Raw genomic sequence first — 16092 nt, 5'->3', positions numbered from 1 at the left:
GAAGCTGCCTTGCGTGTGTTGCAGGTTGGCGCGCACGATGATGGTTCCGCGGCGGAACTCAGGCGCTTATTATTCCGTCGCCAAGAATGAGCACGCAGCAACAACGGAAGGAGCAGGGAATGGGACGGTTGGAGGGCAAGGTCGCCGTGATCACGGGCGCGACCAGCGGGATCGGGCTGCGGACGGCGGAGATCTTCGTGGCGGAGGGGGCGAAGGTCGTCGTTGCAGGCCGGCGCAGCGCCGAGGGCGAAGCGCTGGCGCGTCGGCTCGGAGCGGACTGCGTCTTCCGGCAGACCGACGTCACCGTCGACGAGCAGATGCGGGCATTGATCGATGGCGCGGCCGAGCGCTTCGGCCGGCTCGATTGCGTGTTCAACAATGCCGGCGGCCCGGCGCAGACCGGCGGCATCGAAGGGCTCGATGCCGATCGCTTCGACCAGGCCATGGCGGTGCTGGTGCGCAGCGTCATGCTCGGCATGAAATACGCCGCGCCCCACATGAAGCGGCAAGGCGCCGGCAGCATCATCAACAACGGCTCGATCGCCGGCCGGCTCGCGGGCTATTCGACCTCGGTGGTCTACAGCACGGCGAAGGCGGCCGTGATCCATCTGACGAAATGCGTGGCGATGGAGCTCGGCGAGTCCGGCGTGCGCGTCAACTCGATCTCGCCCGGACTGATCGCCACCGGGATCTTCGGCAAGGCGCTCGGTCTGTCGACCGAGGCCGCCGAGAAGACGCCGGAGACGATCCGCAACGCCTATGCCACGGCGCAGCCGATTCCGCGTGCCGGCCTGCCCGACGACATCGCCTACGCCGCGGTGTTTCTCGCCAGCGACGAAGCGAGTTTCATCAACGGCCATGATCTCGTCATCGACGGCGCCATCACCGGCGGCCGCAATTGGACCCAGCAGCAGCAGGGCTATCAGGCGATGCGCAAGCTGTTGGGGGATGCGGCGGAGTAGGGACGGCGAAGTATACATTTCGTCATGCCCGGACATCCACGTCTCTCATCCGCGAGTTGCAGCAGGATGGATGGCCGGGTCAAGCCCGGCCATGACGAGGAGGAAGACGAGGAGGAAAGCGTCCGCAACAAACCAAGATCCTTGGCGCCCTTGCTGTATCAATGCGCGCCGGTCACACCGCCTTCAGCATCACCTTCAGCCCGTCGCGCGGCTTCGGGATCGGCCAGACCTGCCAGCTCGGCTGATAGCCGGGGGCGAAGGAGACCTCGATGTTGGCGAGGAAGTGCCGGGCAAAGCACTTCACCTGCATGTAGGCGAAGTGCAGGCCGAGGCACATGTGGGCGCCGCCGCCGAACGGCACCCAGGCGAAGCGGTGGCGGCCGCGCTGGGCCTCGTCGGTGAAGCGCATCGGATCGAAGCGCTCCGGCTCCGGCCAGATCTCCGGCATGTGATGCGTGAACATCGGATTGATGCCGACGCCGGTGCCGGCGGGAATCGCATAGCCCTTGAAGGTGAAGTCCCGGACCGGGCGGCGCGGCAATGACGGCACCGGCGGCATCAGCCGCAAGGTCTCCTGGAACGCCATCTCGGTGAGCTTCATCTTCTCCAGATGCTCCGAGCTCATCGGATCGCCCTCTGCAAGGCCGAGGCTCGCGACCTCGTCGCGCAGCTTCTGCTGCCACTCTGGATGCGCGGCGAGTTGGGCGACGAACGAGGTGATCGACGAGGTCAGCGTGTCGTGCGCGGCCATCATCAGGAAGCTCATGTGATCGACGATGTCCTGCGTCGACAGCAGCGCGCCGCGGTCGTCGGTGGCGCGGCACAGATGCGAGAACAGGTCCTCGCCGTCGCCGCGCGCGCGGCGCAGCGGAATCTGCTCGGAGAAATAGGCGACGATGCGCTGGCGGCCCTTGACGCCGCGCGCCATCTGCGTGCCCGGCAGCGGCCGGCGGATCGGCGCCACCGCGGCCGCGACCATGTCGACGAAGGCGCGGTTGATCGCATCGACCTCGGGCCCGATCTCGCTCCCCAGGAAGGACGTCGCCGCGAGATCCAGCGTCAGCTGCTTGATCGCGGGATAGAACAGCATCTCGCCGGGATTTGCCTTCCACTGCGCGACGCGTGCGGCGATGCCGCGGTCGAGGCCGGCGAGATAGGACTTCATCGGCCCGGCCTTGAAGGCGACCGACAGCGCCTTGCGGTGCATGCGATGCTCGTCGAAATCGAGCAGCATCAGGCCGCGCGGAAACAGCAGATTGAGGATGTGGCCCCAGCCATGCGCCGACGAGAACAGCTTGGCCTGGTCGAACAGCACGAGTTCATTGGCTTCGGGGCCGAGCAGCACGACGTTGACGTCGCCGAACATGTGGGTGCGGTAGACGGGGCCATACTTCCTGGCGTTGCGCTCGACGTGACCCTTGGGGTCGGCGAGCGTCTCGAATGTCTTGCCGATGATCGGCCAGCCTTCGTCGCCGGGGATATGGGTGAGCGAATTGCGCCGGGGTGGGGTCAGCCTGATCGCATCAGAGACCACATGCTGCATCGACATCGCGGGGCTTCCTCTCGTCTGATGGCGGTGTCTCGGATCTGACTTCGTTTCGGTCAGTGGCACAGTGGCAGACACCGTGGCCTGCATTGTCGGGCGGTTGCGGCTCTGATGCAATACGCTCCGGTGTCTCATGATCCGCCAGTTGTGCTGCGTCGCACGCGGCTGCGATCTCGCGGCGCGTTGATGCGTCCGAGGGATGGAATATTCCGCCCTCCTGCAGACAGAGGGCACGGGGAATGCCGGGCGCTGGCCGCACCCATGGCCCGCCTGCAGAAAAAAATGCAGGCGGCAGGTACCACAGGTTCAGCCGAGGCATCCCGGCATTCCCCGCGCGATGGTTTTGACGGCTGCTTCGCGATCTCCTCGGTGCGCCGGGCTTTCTGGCCACCGTGAGCGACAACGCGCTTGCGCGCACTGCGCAGGACACCAGCATCGGGGTGCCAGGACCACGCGACTTGACCGTGCGCATCGCCGTCGTTCGTCCGCGCGGCATCAACCACGCTGCGACATCGACACGCCCACCGCATCCCGCCTCAACGTTCGTGACGACCGCGAAGCGCCCCTCTTATCGAGACGGGACGGTGGGAGAGAAGCATGAATTCTGATAAAGAGAAACAGGAATATTTTTGCGCGCAGGACTGGACAGGGGTGATGTGATTGAGGTGGTTCGCGAAATGAGTTTTTCGGCGCGCACCGTCTCGCGGCGATCGACCTGTGATCGGCAGGCCGGCGCGGTGGTGTTTCTTCTCTCAAGATGTTTTGCTGGAAGCGATTTGCCCGTCGGGCCCGACGGTCGCCATCAGCCTTCTGCTGTCGCTGATGCGCGACGCCGCGATATCGGCGATCGATCGACGCAGGCTCAGCGGATCATCTTTCGAGGCGATAAAGCCTCGTCGCCGTCAGAAGCGGCCACGCGTTCTGACGCGGACGCCAAGGCTGTCAGCCGCCCGATTTGTTGATTTTCTTCACCTTGGCGTCGGTTGCCTCGATCGAGGCAGCCAGCTCCAGGATCGCCTTTGCCAGGAGGTCGGCGGCCTCCTTGGGGTCCTGCGACCGTTCGGCGCGCAGCGCGTAGTTCTTGGCTGAGGAGAGTGACATTGGCGACCTTTCCCACGGAAAAGCCCGCCGGGTCGAGACGACGGGCTGCCTGACGCGTCCTACGCGCGAGCGGTCCCCTTGCAGACCGTGCGCGATTAGCCGCGAGAATGGCAGAGCGGGGTTAAGAAAATCCTCGTGACGCTCGCTTCGCCTATGCGTCGTCTGCCGCGCGCGTGGCCGCGTCGCGCACGAACGTCGGTTCGCGTCGAGGCGCCGATTTCAAAGCACGACGCCTTGGCGATAGGCGAGCTTGGCCCGGCCCTTTATCCGCATGCCTCGCCGCGAGACCTCGAGAGCGATTTGGTCGCGGTCGATTCGGGTCATCAGGACGCCGCAGCAGTCATAATGCGCAATTCCAATGTCGCGGCCTGTTTCGACGTGCAATTCCATGCGGGCCGGGTCTGGGCCGAAATTGCGCACGATCGCGTCGTCGCCATAAAAGCGCTTGATCGTGTCCTTGATGAAAATGACTTCATCAGCAGACAAGGGAGCGGGCGGCTGCGGAGGGCACTGGGGTTTGGCAGCGGGCATGGCGCTCAAAGTAGCGCCCGGGCAGTTTGGAGCCAAGCCTCGCCTGCCCCATGGTTTGACTGTTCTCACTGTCATCGACGAGCGCACGACCGCTCGCTTCAGGACTAGCCGCGCTCAGAACTTGTAGCCGACGCCGACCGTCGCCGTATGCGTTCGCGTCGTCACATGCGCGGTGAAGCGGTCGTCGAAGCCGACACCGACGCCGCCGGCGACGAAGAATGTCCGCCTCGCCACCGTGCTCGGCCTCGTCGTCTACCCGCAACTCCAGAAGCCGGTCGACCTGCCGGCCCTGCGCGAGACGCTGAAGCAGATCGCGACCATCGCCGACTGCGGGAAGCTCGTCGCGGCGGTGAGGTAGTCACGCGCTCGACCGTTCGAGTCGCGCCTTGCCGCCATATTAGAGTCCAACCATTAAGGCCGTCATGGCCGGACTTGTCCCGGCGATCCACGCCGTTCGACATGGTGGATGGACGTGGATGCCCGGGTCAAGCACGGGCATGACGAGTAACTAATTAGCAGCATTGAATGCCGCGATATTGCGCGTGCCGCGGAGCGGCTTCGCCCCACGCTCACCCTCGCTGTTTCGCCGCCGCCTCCTGCAGATCCGGGGCATTCACGGCCGGAATCGCGATCCGTCCTGGCCCCGTCTGCGACAGCGCGGCGGCGGCCTTGTCGTTGTCCATGATCTTGGCCATCACGGCCTGGCCGGCGCGGTCGAAGATGGCGCGGTTCTCGATGACGAATTTCTGCGAGCGGCGCAGGCCGTCGATGTAGCCGTTGATCTCCGGCACGACGTAGCGCGCGACCATGTCCCAGCTGCGCCGCGAAGCTTCCGGGTTGGCCCAGTCGTGCACGAAGCCGATGATGTGGCCGACGCCGCCCGACACCTGCATCAGGTTCTTGATCGTCTTAACGAGATCGTCCGGCGTGCCGATCGTCGACGCCGCGCCCTCGACGAAGGCGGTCTTGTCGACGGCCTCGTCCGGCGATGAGAAGGCCTTCAGGCCGGGCCGCATCAGGGTGCCGACGGTGTACTCGTTGTGCCAGCGCATCAGTCCCGCGCCGGCCTCGCGCCGTGCCTGCTCGCGCGTCTCCGCGATGTGCCAGGACAGCAGCACGCGCCAGTTGGCGCGGCTCACGGTCGTGCCGTGCTTCTTCGCCGCGTCCTCGGCAAACTCCCATTGCTGCGGCAGCGCCATCAGCCCCTGCGTCGACATCGAGCCGAGCGAGATGATGCCGATGCCGTATTTGCCGGCCAACGTCATGCCGGACGGCGAGATCTGCGAGGCCACGACGAATGGCATCTCCTCCTGCAACGGCAGGATCTGCAAGGCCGCATCGTTCATCGTGAACCAGTCGCTCTTGGCGGTGACGCGCTCGCCGTTGAACAGGCGGCGGATGATGGCGATCGCCTCGTCCTGACGGTCGCGCTGCGTCATCGGATCGATGCCGAGCGTGTGGGCATCGGAGGCGAGCGCGCCGGGGCCCGAGCCGAAGATGGCGCGGCCGCCGGTCATGTGATCGAGCTGCACCATCCGCTGCGCGACGTTGTAGGGATGATGGTAGGGCAGCGAGATCACGCCGGTGCCGAGCCTGATGCGCTTGGTGCGCTCGCCGGCGGCGGCGAGAAACATCTCGGGGGAAGCGATCATCTCCCAGCCGCTGGAATGATGCTCGCCGCACCAGAACTCATCGTAGCCGAGCTCGTCGAGCTGCGCGACCAGATCGAGGTCGCGGCGGAATTGCAGCATCGGATGCTCGCCGATCGGATGATGCGGAGCGAGGAACGCTCCGATTTGAGCCGCGCCATGCGTTTTCTCCCAAGCGGAATTCGTTGTTGCTTGCCGATCAGGCTAGTTGGCGCATCGGTGTCAGGCAATCACCTTGGCCCGTATGCCGATCGGTGCATGGCTGCCATTTGTTTGTTTACTGATCGCCGATCGGTACGGCACACTTCCCACTGACATGGTCGATTCGCGATGTGGCTCGAATGATGATTTCCAAATCGCGGTCGTCGGCCTTTGCGGTTGCGGAGTCTGTCGCGTTCACGCCAGCGGCGATATTCGTGGTGCTCGGTTCGCATTTCGGTGATTGCTGCGTGAAGCGCCGCGTCGGCGTGGCATTTAGATCGCAGCAAGACCGAAATTCGCAATCAAATTGCTGACGTCCGGGATGGTGTGGGCTTTTTCTTTTGCACTGCAGCAACCATCTGGGTGATGGTGGATTGTCTACCCGCTGCCGTGAATACGCGAATGCCTAAGGAGCTGCCGTTGTCCCTCGCCGAAAATGTTGAGTATTTGCGACGGCTGCGCGAGCTGAACAGTATTACCGGATTTGCCGATTTTCATCGTCAGCCGCGTCGCGCTCCAGAGAATCCCCTGATCGAGATCGAGCATTTCGGCACCAACCCTGGGCGCCTGAAGATGTTCGGCTATGTGCCGGCGCAGCGTCAGCCGCTGGCGCCGCTGGTCGTCGTGCTGCATGGCTGCGGGCAGGGCGCCGCCGACTACGATCTTGGCGCTGGCTGGTCGACGCTCGCCAAGCATTTCGGCTTCGCGCTGCTGTTGCCGGAGCAGCAGCGGGTCAACAATCCGCAGCGCTGCTTCAACTGGTTTCAGTCCGAAGACATCACGCGCGATCAGGGCGAGGTCGCCTCGATCCGTCAGATGATCGCGCGCATGGTGGCGGATTGTGCCATCGATCCCAGGCGCATCTACGTCACCGGCCTGTCGGCGGGCGGCGCGATGACCATGGCGCTGCTCTCGGCGCATCCCGAATTGTTCGCTGCCGGCGCCGTCATCGCCGGGCTGCCGTTCGGCACCGCGCGCAGCATGCGCGACGCGATCCTGCAGATGCGGATGCCGCCGGCGCGCCCCGCAGGCGAGCTCGGCGATCTCGTTCGCCGTGCCTCGAACCACCGCGGCAAGTGGCCGAAGCTGTCGGTGTGGCACGGCACAGCGGACTACACCGTGCATCCGGACAATGCCGGCGAGATCGTCAAGCAGTGGCTGGACCTGCACCATCTGCCGCTGGCGCCGATGGCCGCGGCCGAGGTGAACGGCTATCCGCATGAGCAATGGTGGAATGCCGACGGCGAGACCGTCGTGGAATCGTTCACGATCTCCAACATGGCGCATGGCACGCCGATCGGGATCGCGGCCAACGACAAGCGCTATGGCAAGGCCGGGCCGTTCCTGCTCGAGGCCGGCATCTCCTCGTCCTATCACATCGCGAAATTCTTCGGCGTCACCGATTGGATTCGTCCGCTCAAGGCGGCCACGACGTCGCCGAGCACGAAGCTGATCCCGCAGGTGTCGCCGATCTCGGCGGTGCCGGCCTTCACCAAGATCTTGCGACGCGCGGCGGACGCCCCATCGCCCGCTGCGGAACCGGTCGACGTCAAGCCGGCCGAGATCAAGGTGGTCGAGCCCAGAATGTCGCCGACCGGCATGCTGCTCTCTGCACCGGCATCCGCTGCGGTCCCGCAGCCCGAGGTCGAGCCCCAGTCGCCGGCATCCGAGTCGCGGAAAGCGGCCAAGCCCAAGCCGGACCAGAGGCCGGAGTCCAAGCCCGTGGCCGTCTCCAAGCCCGCGGAGCCGAAACGGCTGGAGTCGGCGACCGGCGAATCTTCGATCAACGGCAGTGACGCGACCGTCAGGCCGCGGCGCCGGACCATCGACGTCGCCGCCGTGATCGACCGCGCCCTGCAAGCGGCCGGTCTGAAGTAGACGGCCACAACCGCAGCCGTTCAGAGCTCGCTCGCGAGGGACGCGCGGGTCAGACGTCGCCGGTCAGGAACGGGTTTGTCATGCGCTCCTGGCCGAAGCTCGATCCGGCGCCATGGCCGCAGATGAAGCCGACGTCGTCGCCGAGCGGCAGCAGCTTGTCCTTGATCGATCGGATCAGCGTCTCGTGGCTGCCGCCGGGCAGGTCGGTGCGGCCGACCGAGCCGTTGAACAGCACGTCGCCGACATGGGCGAAGCGCATTTCCTTGTTGAAGAACACGACGCTGCCCGGCGAATGGCCCGGGCAATGCAAGATGTCGAAGCTGAGCTCGCCGATCTCGACGCGGTCGCCCTCCTCGAGCCAGCGATCCGGCGTGAAATCGCGCACGCCTGTGATGCCGAAGCGCGCGCCGCTGGTGACGACGTTGTCGAGCAGGAACTTGTCGGCGACATGCGGGCCTTCGATCGGCACCTTCAGCGCGTCGCGCAGATCGGCCGCGCCGCCGACGTGATCGATATGGCCGTGCGTCAGCCAGATCTTCTCGACGGTGATATTGGCCTGCGCGATCGCCGCCTGAATGTTGGGCACGTCGCCGCCGGGATCGATCACGATCGCCTTCCGGGTCGCCTCGCACCACAGGATGGTGCAGTTCTGCTCGAACGGCGTGACGGGCACGATCATCGCGCCGGCCTTCGCCTTGGTGGTTTCGGGTTCGCTCATGGCGCCAGCATGCCGATTTTTCGCAGTGCGCCAAGCGAAAAACACCGCGTCACGGCGACCTGACACCTCACCGGCATCATCCATCGCCTGCCACTCTTTCGACGCTCGATGTCGATGCGATCTGGCTGTCGCCGATCTTCACTTCGTGGGCCGCAAAGTACGCCTGACGGCCGCTGTGACCACGATCAACACGCCGATGCCGGTCGGGATCGACGAGGCGACATTGTTGGCGTGTCTGAGGACGGAGATGTCCGGTCCAAGGCGGCGCGTGCACGTGCAGACGTTTTTCGACGAGGTCGATGTCTCCGTGATCCACAGTCTTGTCGTCGGCCATGTCGTCACGTTCGCAGAGCTACGACGTCGACCTGGATTCGAGCGCCGCCCTGCCGGCGGCCGTCTGTTAAGCGGAAGGCTGGCGTCAGGTTCCGGTTCCCCGGTGATCAGCGTGCTTGGGCGACGCCCGGAATCGGCTATGCTGTGGCGCATGGAATCGTCCGCCGCCAGGATCAGCCTCGTTCCCATCGACCGCCGCCAGTCGGAGACGGCGCTGGCGATCGCGCGCGGCACCTCGCGCTTGCTGCGCTCGCTCGGCTTTGCCACCATCAGCGAGCTGCCGCTGCCGTCGGGACGTCGCGCCGACCTGGTGGCGCTGAACGAGCGCGGCGAGATCTGGATCGTCGAGATCAAGTCGTCGGTCGAGGATCTGCGCGCGGATCACAAATGGGAGGACTACCGTGCCCATTGCGACCGGCTGTTCTTCGCCTTCACGCAGGATCTGCCGTGCGAGATCTTTCCGCAGGACACCGGCCTGATCGTGGCCGATGCCTATGGCGCCCACCTGCATTGCGAGGCGCCAGAGCACAGATTGCCGGCGCCGACGCGCAAGCTCATGACGGTGCGCTTCGGGCTCGCGGCGGCGCAGCGGATCAACCGGCTGATCGACCCGCAGGGCCACGCGGACCTCTAGAGAATCCTCAAATGCGGTCCACTGGACGGGGGTTCCCCGCCTAGGTAGGTGACAGAGGCTCCGTCAGGTCACGAGTCTCAAGATGAGAGACATCAGCATCGCTGAGAGCCGATCCGCATCACCACCAGCCTGGCCGATCGATCGCCAGGCATCGCCGTCAAAAATTGGCAGCGACGAGATCGTAGGATCCCCGGCTGCCGCGGACATAGACCCTGGCGGCGGCGGCGCAGATCCGCTCGCGGTTGGAATCGAACGCGGTCAGAAAGCCCGACTCGTCCGGACGGGTGTCGGGTTGAAGGCGTCTCAACGCGCCCTCGTCGACGAAGAACGATGCTTCCATTGCGCTGTCATAGCCCCAGAACCGTACGGCACGTCGCGTGCGGTCATAGGAGCGGCTGTGATTTGGAAACTCAATCATGTGTGTGTCCGATCAGGTTCGGAGGACGCCGCCGATAAGGCGGAGGTCCTCCAAGGGGCGTCGTTCGGCGGTGGTCGCCGGCGACAACGGGTTGCGCGCATCTCAATCGAAAGCCGACGGCAACTCGCCGTGGCGGAAGAGGACCGTCGGCTCATCGTCATAGTCACCCATGTCGGGATCGCCCGAGGATGAGAAGGCGACGACGCCTGCCTTGCTCGACACCAGTCGTTCCGCGGTCCGGAGCGCGCTCGCTTCCGTCTTGCAGGCGATCGGCGTCTCGGCTTTCGCGCGTCCGCCCCGGCCGGCGCTGAACGCCTGAACGAAATAGATCGTTTCGCGCGCCATGTTCTGTCCTTTGGGCTGTCGAGTACGGTCGGCCGCATCGTCACCGCATTGCGCGCGGCCTTGATTGCGCGCGGCCCTGCGGCCTTGCGGGAGAACCATCCAGACTGATGAGGACCGGAAATCTCCTAGCGCTTCTTCTTGTCGCTGGAAAAATCCGGCTGCCATGCTCCGGTCTTCTGGCTCGGCGCTGCGGCAATGCTCTTGGGCTTTTCCTTCTTGGGCTTCTTGGCTTCGCGATTGCCTTTTTGCTGACCTTTGGCCATGTCGATCTCCTCTCGGCTCGGGTTGGAGCTGGTTCAACGCATCGAAGGCGCCGCGTCGATCCTGCGTGCGCGGCGTCACTGCCTATCGGCCGGGTGGCCGTCGTCCACCGGCTGCCGACGGGGCGCACGGTGGTCTGATCTACGAATGCAGCGCGGCAGTTGCGAGCGCGAGAAGGATCAGCAGAAGCGGCACAATGATGGGTGGAACGATCCACTCGCTCAGACGAAACTGCGGCATTGGCTGTCCCTCGCGTGTTTGCGGCGGGAGCGCTCGTGACCCTCAGTCACCGATGAATGCCGTCGGAATGGCGGTGATCGCCATTGATACACCCTGGCTCCTGCAATAGCGAGCACCAAAGCGCAGCGACACGGTCCGATGACGCCCGGCCGCTCGTCACGTCGTGCTGATGAGAAAGCGGTGGCTATTGCCGGCCGTAAGGCGCATGCTCCGAAGAGCTCGAAGTTGCGACAAGCGACAGCGAGGCTGTCGCGAAAGGTAGGCGCAGATGAGCATCCGCTCGCGGCGCGAATTCGTCACCTTCAAACATCCGTTCCGGATCAGAAGCATCGAGCGTCTCTTGCCCGAGGGCACCTACGAGGTGGTCACGGACGAGGAGCTGATCGAAGGATTGTCCTTTGCTGCCTACCGTCGGGTTGCGACGATGATGATGCTGCCCGCCGCCGGCTCGCGCTCTGCGGCCGTCGAGATGGTGTCCGTCAGCTCGGTCGATCTTGCAGACGCGCAGCGTGTCGACGCGAGTGCGTCGGATGACTGACGAACCGCTCGATCTCGACAGACACCGCGGGATGAGCGCGCAGAAGGCCGTGGACCTGCGTCGCGCTCTGGCAGAGGCCGAGAGTCACGCGCGGGACCTGCGCGAGCGGCAGGCTGTTCTCGAGCAGCACCTGCTCGCCAACGCGGCTGCGTCGTGGCCGGAAGCCGCCGCGAAGGCGCGCTATCTCCTGAACATGTATGCCGCGAGCCTTGCGGAACAGGATACCAGGCACCGGGAGCTGATCGCCGCCGTCCTGGCCGACTTCTCCCGGCTGACGGGGGAGAGCTGACGCGAGCCGGGGCATCGGGGCGCCGCTTGGCCTTGGATCCCCCGTCCGATCCAAGACTGTTGCTGGCGCAACAACATTCGCTTGTCCCGCCCTCCCGGCAATTTCCCATCTCTGCCCGATAAATGCCCCGCATGGGGCGCAACGTCTCGGAACATTTTTAAGGCTCGAGCGGTATCCAGCCGAGGGGTGCGAACAGGAACGACAGATGCGACGGGTGCTCTTGGCGTTGACACTGCTCTACGCGACCGGAGTTCGCGCGGAGGAGATGGCGTTCTACGTCCTGGGCGTGGGCGCCGATTCCTGCGAGCGCTTCATCACCGCCGCCGAGGAGCAGCCGCCCGGCACCTACAAGGCGATCGGCAATGCTGACGGCCCCTACGTCAACGCCATCTCAAAGTATCAGCAGTGGATGATGGGCTACGTCTCTGCCATCAATGCGGACCGCGGTGACGAGGGCCGGCAGATCAAGCTCGATCTGACCGAGGTCGACAGCTGGATGCGCAATTGGTGCAGCCGCAATCCACGGCGCACCGTCTTCCATGCGCTGCAGGCATTCGTGAAGTCGCACTGAGTGCGGACGAGCCGCAAAAGCCTACTTCGGCGCGCGCTTGGCGAGGATGCGCTGCAGAGTGCGGCGGTGCATGTTGAGCCGGCGGGCCGTTTCCGAGACGTTGCGGTTGCACATCTCATAGATGCGCTGGATGTGCTCCCAGCGGACACGGTCGGCCGACATCGGATTCTGCGGCAGCTCGGACTTTTCGCTGGTGGTCGACAGCAGCGCTGCAACGACGTCGTCGGCATCCGCCGGCTTGGCGAGATAGTCGACGGCGCCCATCTTCACCGCCGTCACGGCGGTGGCGATATTGCCGTATCCGGTCAGCACGATGGCGCGGGCCTCGGGGCGCTTGCGCTTCAGCGCCGACACCACGTCGAGGCCGTTGCCGTCGCCCAGCCGGAGGTCGACCACGGCGAAGGCCGGCGCTGCCTTGCCGATCTGTGAAATACCTTCGGCGACGCTTTCGCAGGAGGTGACCGTGAAGCCGCGGGTCTCCATGGCGCGCGACAGGCGCTCCAGGAACGGCTTGTCGTCCTCCACGATGAGGAGAGAGCGGTCCGGGTGGTTCGTCAGTTCGGCGATGGCGCCCACGGTCATATCCTTGAGAAGAAGGCTCGATGGTTGCGAGACGTCTGGTCCATCCTCATATGGTCTGCCGACCGGCCGCTGCCAAGATCGCGGGTTGCCGCAGTGTGCGGCGTGACGCCGCGCGGGGCGGGTGTGCCGTATGCCAGGACCACGCCGGCGGCGGCTGCCGCCGAGGCTTCATTCCGGCTCCGCCTCGCCATCGTCGTCCTCGCTGGCCTCGAAGCGCCGTCGCGGCCACACGATCTGGACTACGGCGCCATGGTCGGGGAAGGTGCGATTGCTGAACGAGACCTTGGCCCCGGTCCGCTCCAGCAGGGTGCGGGCGATGAACACGCCGAGCCCGAGGCCGCCGCCCTGGTTACCTCCCGGGCCGTCCTCGGCGCTGGGCCGTCGCGACAGATAGGGCTCGCCGATCCGCTTCAGGATATCAGGCGCGAAGCCGGGGCCGTCGTCGGACACGACGATCTCGACCGTCTCATTGTTCCACCAGGCGTTCACCTCGACGGCGTTGCGCGCGAAGTCGACGGCATTCTCCAGGATGTTGCCGACGCCATAGAGGATCGCCGGGTTGCGCGAGCCGACCGGCTCCTTGGCCGCGGCCACGGCGACGCGCACCTTGATGTCGACGCCGAAGTCGCGATGCGGTGCCACCGTCTCCTCGATCAAGGTCGACAGCTTCATCCGGTCGTACATCGACCCGATCGAGGACAGCTGGGTGATCTTGCCGAGAATGTCGCGACAGCGCTGCGCCTGCTCGCGCAGGGTCTTGATGTCGGAGGTGACCTGGCTGTTGTCCTGCAGGGCGCGCTCCAACTCGCGCGAGATCAGCACGATGGTCGCGAGCGGGGTGCCGAGCTCGTGCGCGGCGGCCGCCGCGAGACCGTCGAGCTGGGTGAGGTGCTGCTCGCGCGCCAGCACCAGCTCGGTCGCCGCCAGCGCGTCCGACAGCTTGCGCGCCTCCTCGGTCACCTGGAACGCATAGAGGCTGGTGACGCCGATCGCGAGCGCGATCGAGAGCCAGACGCCGAACAGATAGATCGGCGGGAAGATCAGCGGCTCCTCGCCTTCCCACGGCAGCGGCAGGTGCATGAAGAACAAGGCGGTTGCGCAGGCCACGGCGAGCAGGCCGAGCATGATCGTCAGGCGGACGGGGAGGGCGGTCGCCGAGATCAGCACCGGCGCCAGGAACATGTAGGAGAACGGATTCTCCAGCCCGCCCGTGAGATAGAGCAGCACCGTCAGCTCGACGATGTTGAGCGCGAGCAGGCCTCCGGCGTGGGCCGGCTCCAACAACTGCATCGGGTTGAAGGCGATCTGCAGGCCGAGATTGAGCAGCGCCGAGATGCTGATCACCGCGAGACAAGGCACCACTGGCAGGTCGAACTCCAGCCCCTGCACCACGATGAAGATCGCGCTCAACTGACCGAGCGCCGCCAGCCAGCGCAGCCGCAGGATGGTGTCGAGCCGGACGCGCTGTCGCGGATGGCGATAGTCGGTGTCGGGCGTGTCGATGATCAGGGCGTCGTCGGTCATGACGGGAACCTAATGCCGCGCAGGCGCGGCGACAAATCTGGCCGGCCGTTGGTGGCCTGTTGCGGTTTGCGGCACAATGCCTCAATGAACCCCTCCCATGACGCAAGATGACGCAGTGCCGACCCTCTCATCCGATTCCAGCTCGGTTTCGCCCGCGATTGCCGTGTCGCGGCTGACCAAGGTCTACAAGACGACGACCGCTGTCGACGGCATCTCCTTTGCGATCCGCCGCGGCAGCATCACCGGGCTGCTCGGCGGCAACGGTGCCGGCAAGACCACGACGATTGCGATGATCATGGGGCTGGTGCAACCGACCTCGGGCGAGGTCGCCGTGCTCGGCCACAGGATGCCGGACGAGGCTGCTGCCGTGTTGGGGCGGATGAATTTCGAGAGCCCCTATGTCGACATGCCGATGCGCCTCACGGTGCGGCAGAACCTCACCATCTTCGGCCGGCTCTATGCGGTGGACCACCTCAAGGAGCGGATCGCGGAGCTCGCCGCCCAGCTCGACCTGACCGACTTCATCGATCGTGCCAATGGTAAGCTCTCCGCCGGGCAGAAGACGCGCGTCGCGCTGGCCAAGGCGCTGATCAATGATCCCGAGCTGCTGCTCTTGGACGAGCCGACTGCCTCGCTCGATCCTGACACCGCCGATTGGGTGCGTGGCCATCTCGACAGCTACCGCAAGCGCCGTGGCGCCACCGTGCTGCTCGCCTCGCACAACATGCTGGAGGTCGAGCGTCTGTGCGACCGCGTCATCATCATGAAGCGCGGTCGCATCGAGGACGACGACAGCCCGGCGCAGATCATGGCGCGCTACAACCGCTCGACGCTCGAGGACGTATTCCTCGACGTCGCCCGCGGCCGCGACCGGGAGGCCGCGCAATGAACGATCTTTCGCTCCGCATCGCCCCGCACCGGATCGGCGCGATGATCCTGCGCTACTGGTATCTGCTGCTGTCGTCCTGGCCGCGGCTGCTGGAGCTGATGTACTGGCCGACCCTGCAGATCATCACCTGGGGGTTCCTGCAGACCTACATCACCGCCAATGCCGGCTTCTTCGCCCGGGCCGGCGGCACGCTGATCGGCGCCGTCATCCTGTGGGACATCCTGTTCCGCGGACAGCTCGGGTTCTCGATCTCCTTCCTCGAGGAGATGTGGGCGCGCAACATCGGCAACCTGATGATGAGTCCGCTGACGCCGATCGAATTCCTGCTGGCGCTGATGACGATGAGCCTGATCCGGTTGGCCATCGGCATCATTCCGATGACCCTGATCGCGGTCTGGTTCTTCGACTTCAACCTCTACAGCCTCGGCCTGCCGCTGATCGCCTTCTTCTGCAACCTGATCTTCACGTCCTGGGCGGTCGGCATCTTCGTGTCGGGGCTCGTGCTGCGCAACGGGCTCGGCGCCGAGAGCATCGTCTGGACGCTGATGTTCGCGCTGATGCCGCTCGCCTGCGTATACTATCCCGTTCAGGTGCTGCCGCATTGGCTGCAACTGGTCGCCTGGTCCCTGCCGCCGACCTACGTGTTCGAAGGCATGCGCGCGCTGCTGGCCGATCACGTCTTCCGATCGGACCTGATGCTGACGGCGCTCGGGCTCAATGCCGCCCTGCTGCTGGCGTCGTTTGCGGCATTCATTGCCCTTTTGCGTAGCGCGCGCCGCGCCGGCTCGTTGCTGGCGGCAGGGGAATAATTGCGCTTTTCCCGTGGATTTCCGGGCTCATTTCGTCGCTTTGCGGCGTTGACACGTACAACACCGCATTGAC

General features: G+C 65.2%; 19 protein-coding genes and 1 pseudogene. 9 read left to right on the top strand and 11 right to left on the bottom strand.

Annotation, left to right across the window (positions count from 1 at the left end; translation table 11 throughout):
* Positions 1-119 precede the first annotated feature (119 nt).
* Positions 120-962, top strand: coding sequence for an SDR family oxidoreductase (locus QX051_RS08445; protein WP_315773236.1), 843 nt, complete (start codon positions 120-122; stop codon positions 960-962).
* Between the two features lie 172 nt (positions 963-1134).
* Here the strand turns inward: QX051_RS08445 and QX051_RS08440 are convergent, their stop codons facing one another.
* The 3 genes from QX051_RS08440 to QX051_RS08430 form a co-directional block, all read right to left on the bottom strand.
* Positions 1135-2511, bottom strand: a complete 1377-nt coding sequence (locus QX051_RS08440) for a cytochrome P450 (protein WP_315775743.1) — start codon at positions 2509-2511, stop codon at positions 1135-1137.
* 939 nt (positions 2512-3450) lie between these two features.
* The gene (locus QX051_RS08435; protein WP_213737209.1) at positions 3451-3609 is read right to left on the bottom strand and encodes a hypothetical protein; all 159 of its coding nucleotides are present in this window, start codon (positions 3607-3609) and stop codon (positions 3451-3453) included.
* A 219-nt stretch (positions 3610-3828) separates the two neighbouring features.
* Positions 3829-4140, bottom strand: coding sequence for a hypothetical protein (locus tag QX051_RS08430; RefSeq protein ID WP_315775742.1), 312 nt, complete (start codon positions 4138-4140; stop codon positions 3829-3831).
* A 235-nt stretch (positions 4141-4375) separates the two neighbouring features.
* On the opposite strand from QX051_RS08430, the gene QX051_RS08425 reads away from it, so the two are divergent.
* On the top strand, positions 4376-4498 hold the full coding sequence (locus QX051_RS08425; RefSeq protein ID WP_315775741.1) for a hypothetical protein: 123 nt from the start codon (positions 4376-4378) through the stop codon (positions 4496-4498).
* A 211-nt stretch (positions 4499-4709) separates the two neighbouring features.
* Here the strand turns inward: QX051_RS08425 and QX051_RS08420 are convergent.
* Positions 4710-5950: pseudogene (locus tag QX051_RS08420) on the bottom strand (LLM class flavin-dependent oxidoreductase).
* Positions 5951-6392: 442 nt separating this feature from the next.
* On the opposite strand from QX051_RS08420, the gene QX051_RS08415 reads away from it, so the two are divergent.
* The gene (locus QX051_RS08415; protein ID WP_315775740.1) at positions 6393-7868 is read left to right on the top strand and encodes a PHB depolymerase family esterase; all 1476 of its coding nucleotides are present in this window, start codon (positions 6393-6395) and stop codon (positions 7866-7868) included.
* A 49-nt stretch (positions 7869-7917) separates the two neighbouring features.
* On the opposite strand, the gene QX051_RS08410 is transcribed toward QX051_RS08415, so the two are convergent.
* Together QX051_RS08410 and QX051_RS08405 are read right to left on the bottom strand one after the other, a co-directional pair.
* Positions 7918-8586, bottom strand: a complete 669-nt coding sequence (locus QX051_RS08410; RefSeq protein WP_315775739.1) for an MBL fold metallo-hydrolase — start codon at positions 8584-8586, stop codon at positions 7918-7920.
* Between the two features lie 76 nt (positions 8587-8662).
* Positions 8663-8920 carry a hypothetical protein gene (locus QX051_RS08405; RefSeq protein WP_315775738.1) on the bottom strand — a complete coding sequence of 86 codons (258 nt, stop codon included), beginning with the start codon at positions 8918-8920 and terminating at the stop codon, positions 8663-8665.
* 150 nt (positions 8921-9070) lie between these two features.
* Between QX051_RS08405 and QX051_RS08400 the strand changes: the two genes are divergently transcribed.
* Positions 9071-9553, top strand: a complete 483-nt coding sequence (locus QX051_RS08400) for an MmcB family DNA repair protein (RefSeq protein ID WP_315735358.1) — start codon at positions 9071-9073, stop codon at positions 9551-9553.
* Between the two features lie 157 nt (positions 9554-9710).
* Here the strand turns inward: QX051_RS08400 and QX051_RS08395 are convergent, their stop codons facing one another.
* From QX051_RS08395 to QX051_RS08385, 3 genes are all read right to left on the bottom strand, one after another.
* Positions 9711-9971 (bottom strand): DUF1488 domain-containing protein, encoded by a 261-nt coding sequence (locus tag QX051_RS08395; protein WP_315735356.1) that lies wholly within the window; start codon positions 9969-9971, stop codon positions 9711-9713.
* Positions 9972-10073: 102 nt separating this feature from the next.
* Positions 10074-10481 carry a hypothetical protein gene (locus QX051_RS08390; protein WP_315775737.1) on the bottom strand — a complete coding sequence of 136 codons (408 nt, stop codon included), beginning with the start codon at positions 10479-10481 and terminating at the stop codon, positions 10074-10076.
* Positions 10442-10579 (bottom strand): hypothetical protein, encoded by a 138-nt coding sequence (locus QX051_RS08385; RefSeq protein WP_315735351.1) that lies wholly within the window; start codon positions 10577-10579, stop codon positions 10442-10444. The genes QX051_RS08390 and QX051_RS08385 overlap by 40 nt, the downstream gene beginning before the upstream one ends.
* A 506-nt stretch (positions 10580-11085) precedes the next feature.
* Here QX051_RS08385 and QX051_RS08380 point away from each other — a divergent pair.
* From QX051_RS08380 to QX051_RS08370, 3 genes are all read left to right on the top strand, one after another.
* Positions 11086-11355, top strand: a complete 270-nt coding sequence (locus QX051_RS08380) for a hypothetical protein (protein ID WP_315735348.1) — start codon at positions 11086-11088, stop codon at positions 11353-11355.
* Positions 11348-11644, top strand: a complete 297-nt coding sequence (locus QX051_RS08375) for a hypothetical protein (RefSeq protein ID WP_315735346.1) — start codon at positions 11348-11350, stop codon at positions 11642-11644. The genes QX051_RS08380 and QX051_RS08375 overlap by 8 nt, the downstream gene beginning before the upstream one ends.
* A 205-nt stretch (positions 11645-11849) precedes the next feature.
* The gene (locus QX051_RS08370; protein WP_315735343.1) at positions 11850-12215 is read left to right on the top strand and encodes a hypothetical protein; all 366 of its coding nucleotides are present in this window, start codon (positions 11850-11852) and stop codon (positions 12213-12215) included.
* 21 nt (positions 12216-12236) lie between these two features.
* Here the strand turns inward: QX051_RS08370 and QX051_RS08365 are convergent, their stop codons facing one another.
* The gene (locus QX051_RS08365) at positions 12237-12791 is read right to left on the bottom strand and encodes an ActR/PrrA/RegA family redox response regulator transcription factor (protein WP_315715137.1); all 555 of its coding nucleotides are present in this window, start codon (positions 12789-12791) and stop codon (positions 12237-12239) included.
* A 174-nt stretch (positions 12792-12965) separates the two neighbouring features.
* Positions 12966-14321: an ActS/PrrB/RegB family redox-sensitive histidine kinase gene (locus tag QX051_RS08360; RefSeq protein WP_315735341.1), complete on the bottom strand. Its 1356-nt coding sequence runs from the start codon at positions 14319-14321 to the stop codon at positions 12966-12968.
* 97 nt (positions 14322-14418) lie between these two features.
* Here QX051_RS08360 and QX051_RS08355 point away from each other — a divergent pair, with 97 nt between their 5' ends.
* Together QX051_RS08355 and QX051_RS08350 are read left to right on the top strand one after the other, a co-directional pair.
* The gene (locus tag QX051_RS08355) at positions 14419-15210 is read left to right on the top strand and encodes an ABC transporter ATP-binding protein (RefSeq protein ID WP_315756844.1); all 792 of its coding nucleotides are present in this window, start codon (positions 14419-14421) and stop codon (positions 15208-15210) included.
* Positions 15207-16019 carry an ABC transporter permease gene (locus QX051_RS08350; protein ID WP_315735337.1) on the top strand — a complete coding sequence of 271 codons (813 nt, stop codon included), beginning with the start codon at positions 15207-15209 and terminating at the stop codon, positions 16017-16019. Before QX051_RS08355 ends, QX051_RS08350 begins: the two co-directional genes overlap by 4 nt.
* Positions 16020-16092: the final 73 nt, after the last annotated feature.

This window comes from Bradyrhizobium sp. SZCCHNR1053 (assembly GCF_032381235.1).
Taxonomy (GTDB): domain Bacteria; phylum Pseudomonadota; class Alphaproteobacteria; order Rhizobiales; family Xanthobacteraceae; genus Bradyrhizobium.
Note: the sequence above shows the minus strand (reverse complement) of the source record. Positions and strands in the feature narration are given on the sequence as shown.

What these genes read in the sequence shown, in the direction of transcription:
- QX051_RS08445 (WP_315773236.1), top strand. Translation starts at nt 120, where the DNA reads ATGGGACGGTTGGAGGGCAAGGTCGCCGTGATCACGGGCGCGACCAGC.
- QX051_RS08440 (WP_315775743.1), bottom strand. Translation starts at nt 2,511, where the DNA reads ATGTCGATGCAGCATGTGGTCTCTGATGCGATCAGGCTGACCCCACCC.
- QX051_RS08435 (WP_213737209.1), bottom strand. Translation starts at nt 3,609, where the DNA reads ATGTCACTCTCCTCAGCCAAGAACTACGCGCTGCGCGCCGAACGGTCG.
- QX051_RS08430 (WP_315775742.1), bottom strand. Translation starts at nt 4,140, where the DNA reads ATGCCCGCTGCCAAACCCCAGTGCCCTCCGCAGCCGCCCGCTCCCTTG.
- QX051_RS08415 (WP_315775740.1), top strand. Translation starts at nt 6,393, where the DNA reads ATGCCTAAGGAGCTGCCGTTGTCCCTCGCCGAAAATGTTGAGTATTTG.
- QX051_RS08410 (WP_315775739.1), bottom strand. Translation starts at nt 8,586, where the DNA reads ATGAGCGAACCCGAAACCACCAAGGCGAAGGCCGGCGCGATGATCGTG.
- QX051_RS08405 (WP_315775738.1), bottom strand. Translation starts at nt 8,920, where the DNA reads ATGGCCGACGACAAGACTGTGGATCACGGAGACATCGACCTCGTCGAA.
- QX051_RS08400 (WP_315735358.1), top strand. Translation starts at nt 9,071, where the DNA reads ATGGAATCGTCCGCCGCCAGGATCAGCCTCGTTCCCATCGACCGCCGC.
- QX051_RS08395 (WP_315735356.1), bottom strand. Translation starts at nt 9,971, where the DNA reads ATGATTGAGTTTCCAAATCACAGCCGCTCCTATGACCGCACGCGACGT.
- QX051_RS08390 (WP_315775737.1), bottom strand. Translation starts at nt 10,481, where the DNA reads ATGGCAGCCGGATTTTTCCAGCGACAAGAAGAAGCGCTAGGAGATTTC.
- QX051_RS08385 (WP_315735351.1), bottom strand. Translation starts at nt 10,579, where the DNA reads ATGGCCAAAGGTCAGCAAAAAGGCAATCGCGAAGCCAAGAAGCCCAAG.
- QX051_RS08380 (WP_315735348.1), top strand. Translation starts at nt 11,086, where the DNA reads ATGAGCATCCGCTCGCGGCGCGAATTCGTCACCTTCAAACATCCGTTC.
- QX051_RS08375 (WP_315735346.1), top strand. Translation starts at nt 11,348, where the DNA reads ATGACTGACGAACCGCTCGATCTCGACAGACACCGCGGGATGAGCGCG.
- QX051_RS08370 (WP_315735343.1), top strand. Translation starts at nt 11,850, where the DNA reads ATGCGACGGGTGCTCTTGGCGTTGACACTGCTCTACGCGACCGGAGTT.
- QX051_RS08360 (WP_315735341.1), bottom strand. Translation starts at nt 14,321, where the DNA reads ATGACCGACGACGCCCTGATCATCGACACGCCCGACACCGACTATCGC.
- QX051_RS08355 (WP_315756844.1), top strand. Translation starts at nt 14,419, where the DNA reads ATGACGCAAGATGACGCAGTGCCGACCCTCTCATCCGATTCCAGCTCG.
- QX051_RS08350 (WP_315735337.1), top strand. Translation starts at nt 15,207, where the DNA reads ATGAACGATCTTTCGCTCCGCATCGCCCCGCACCGGATCGGCGCGATG.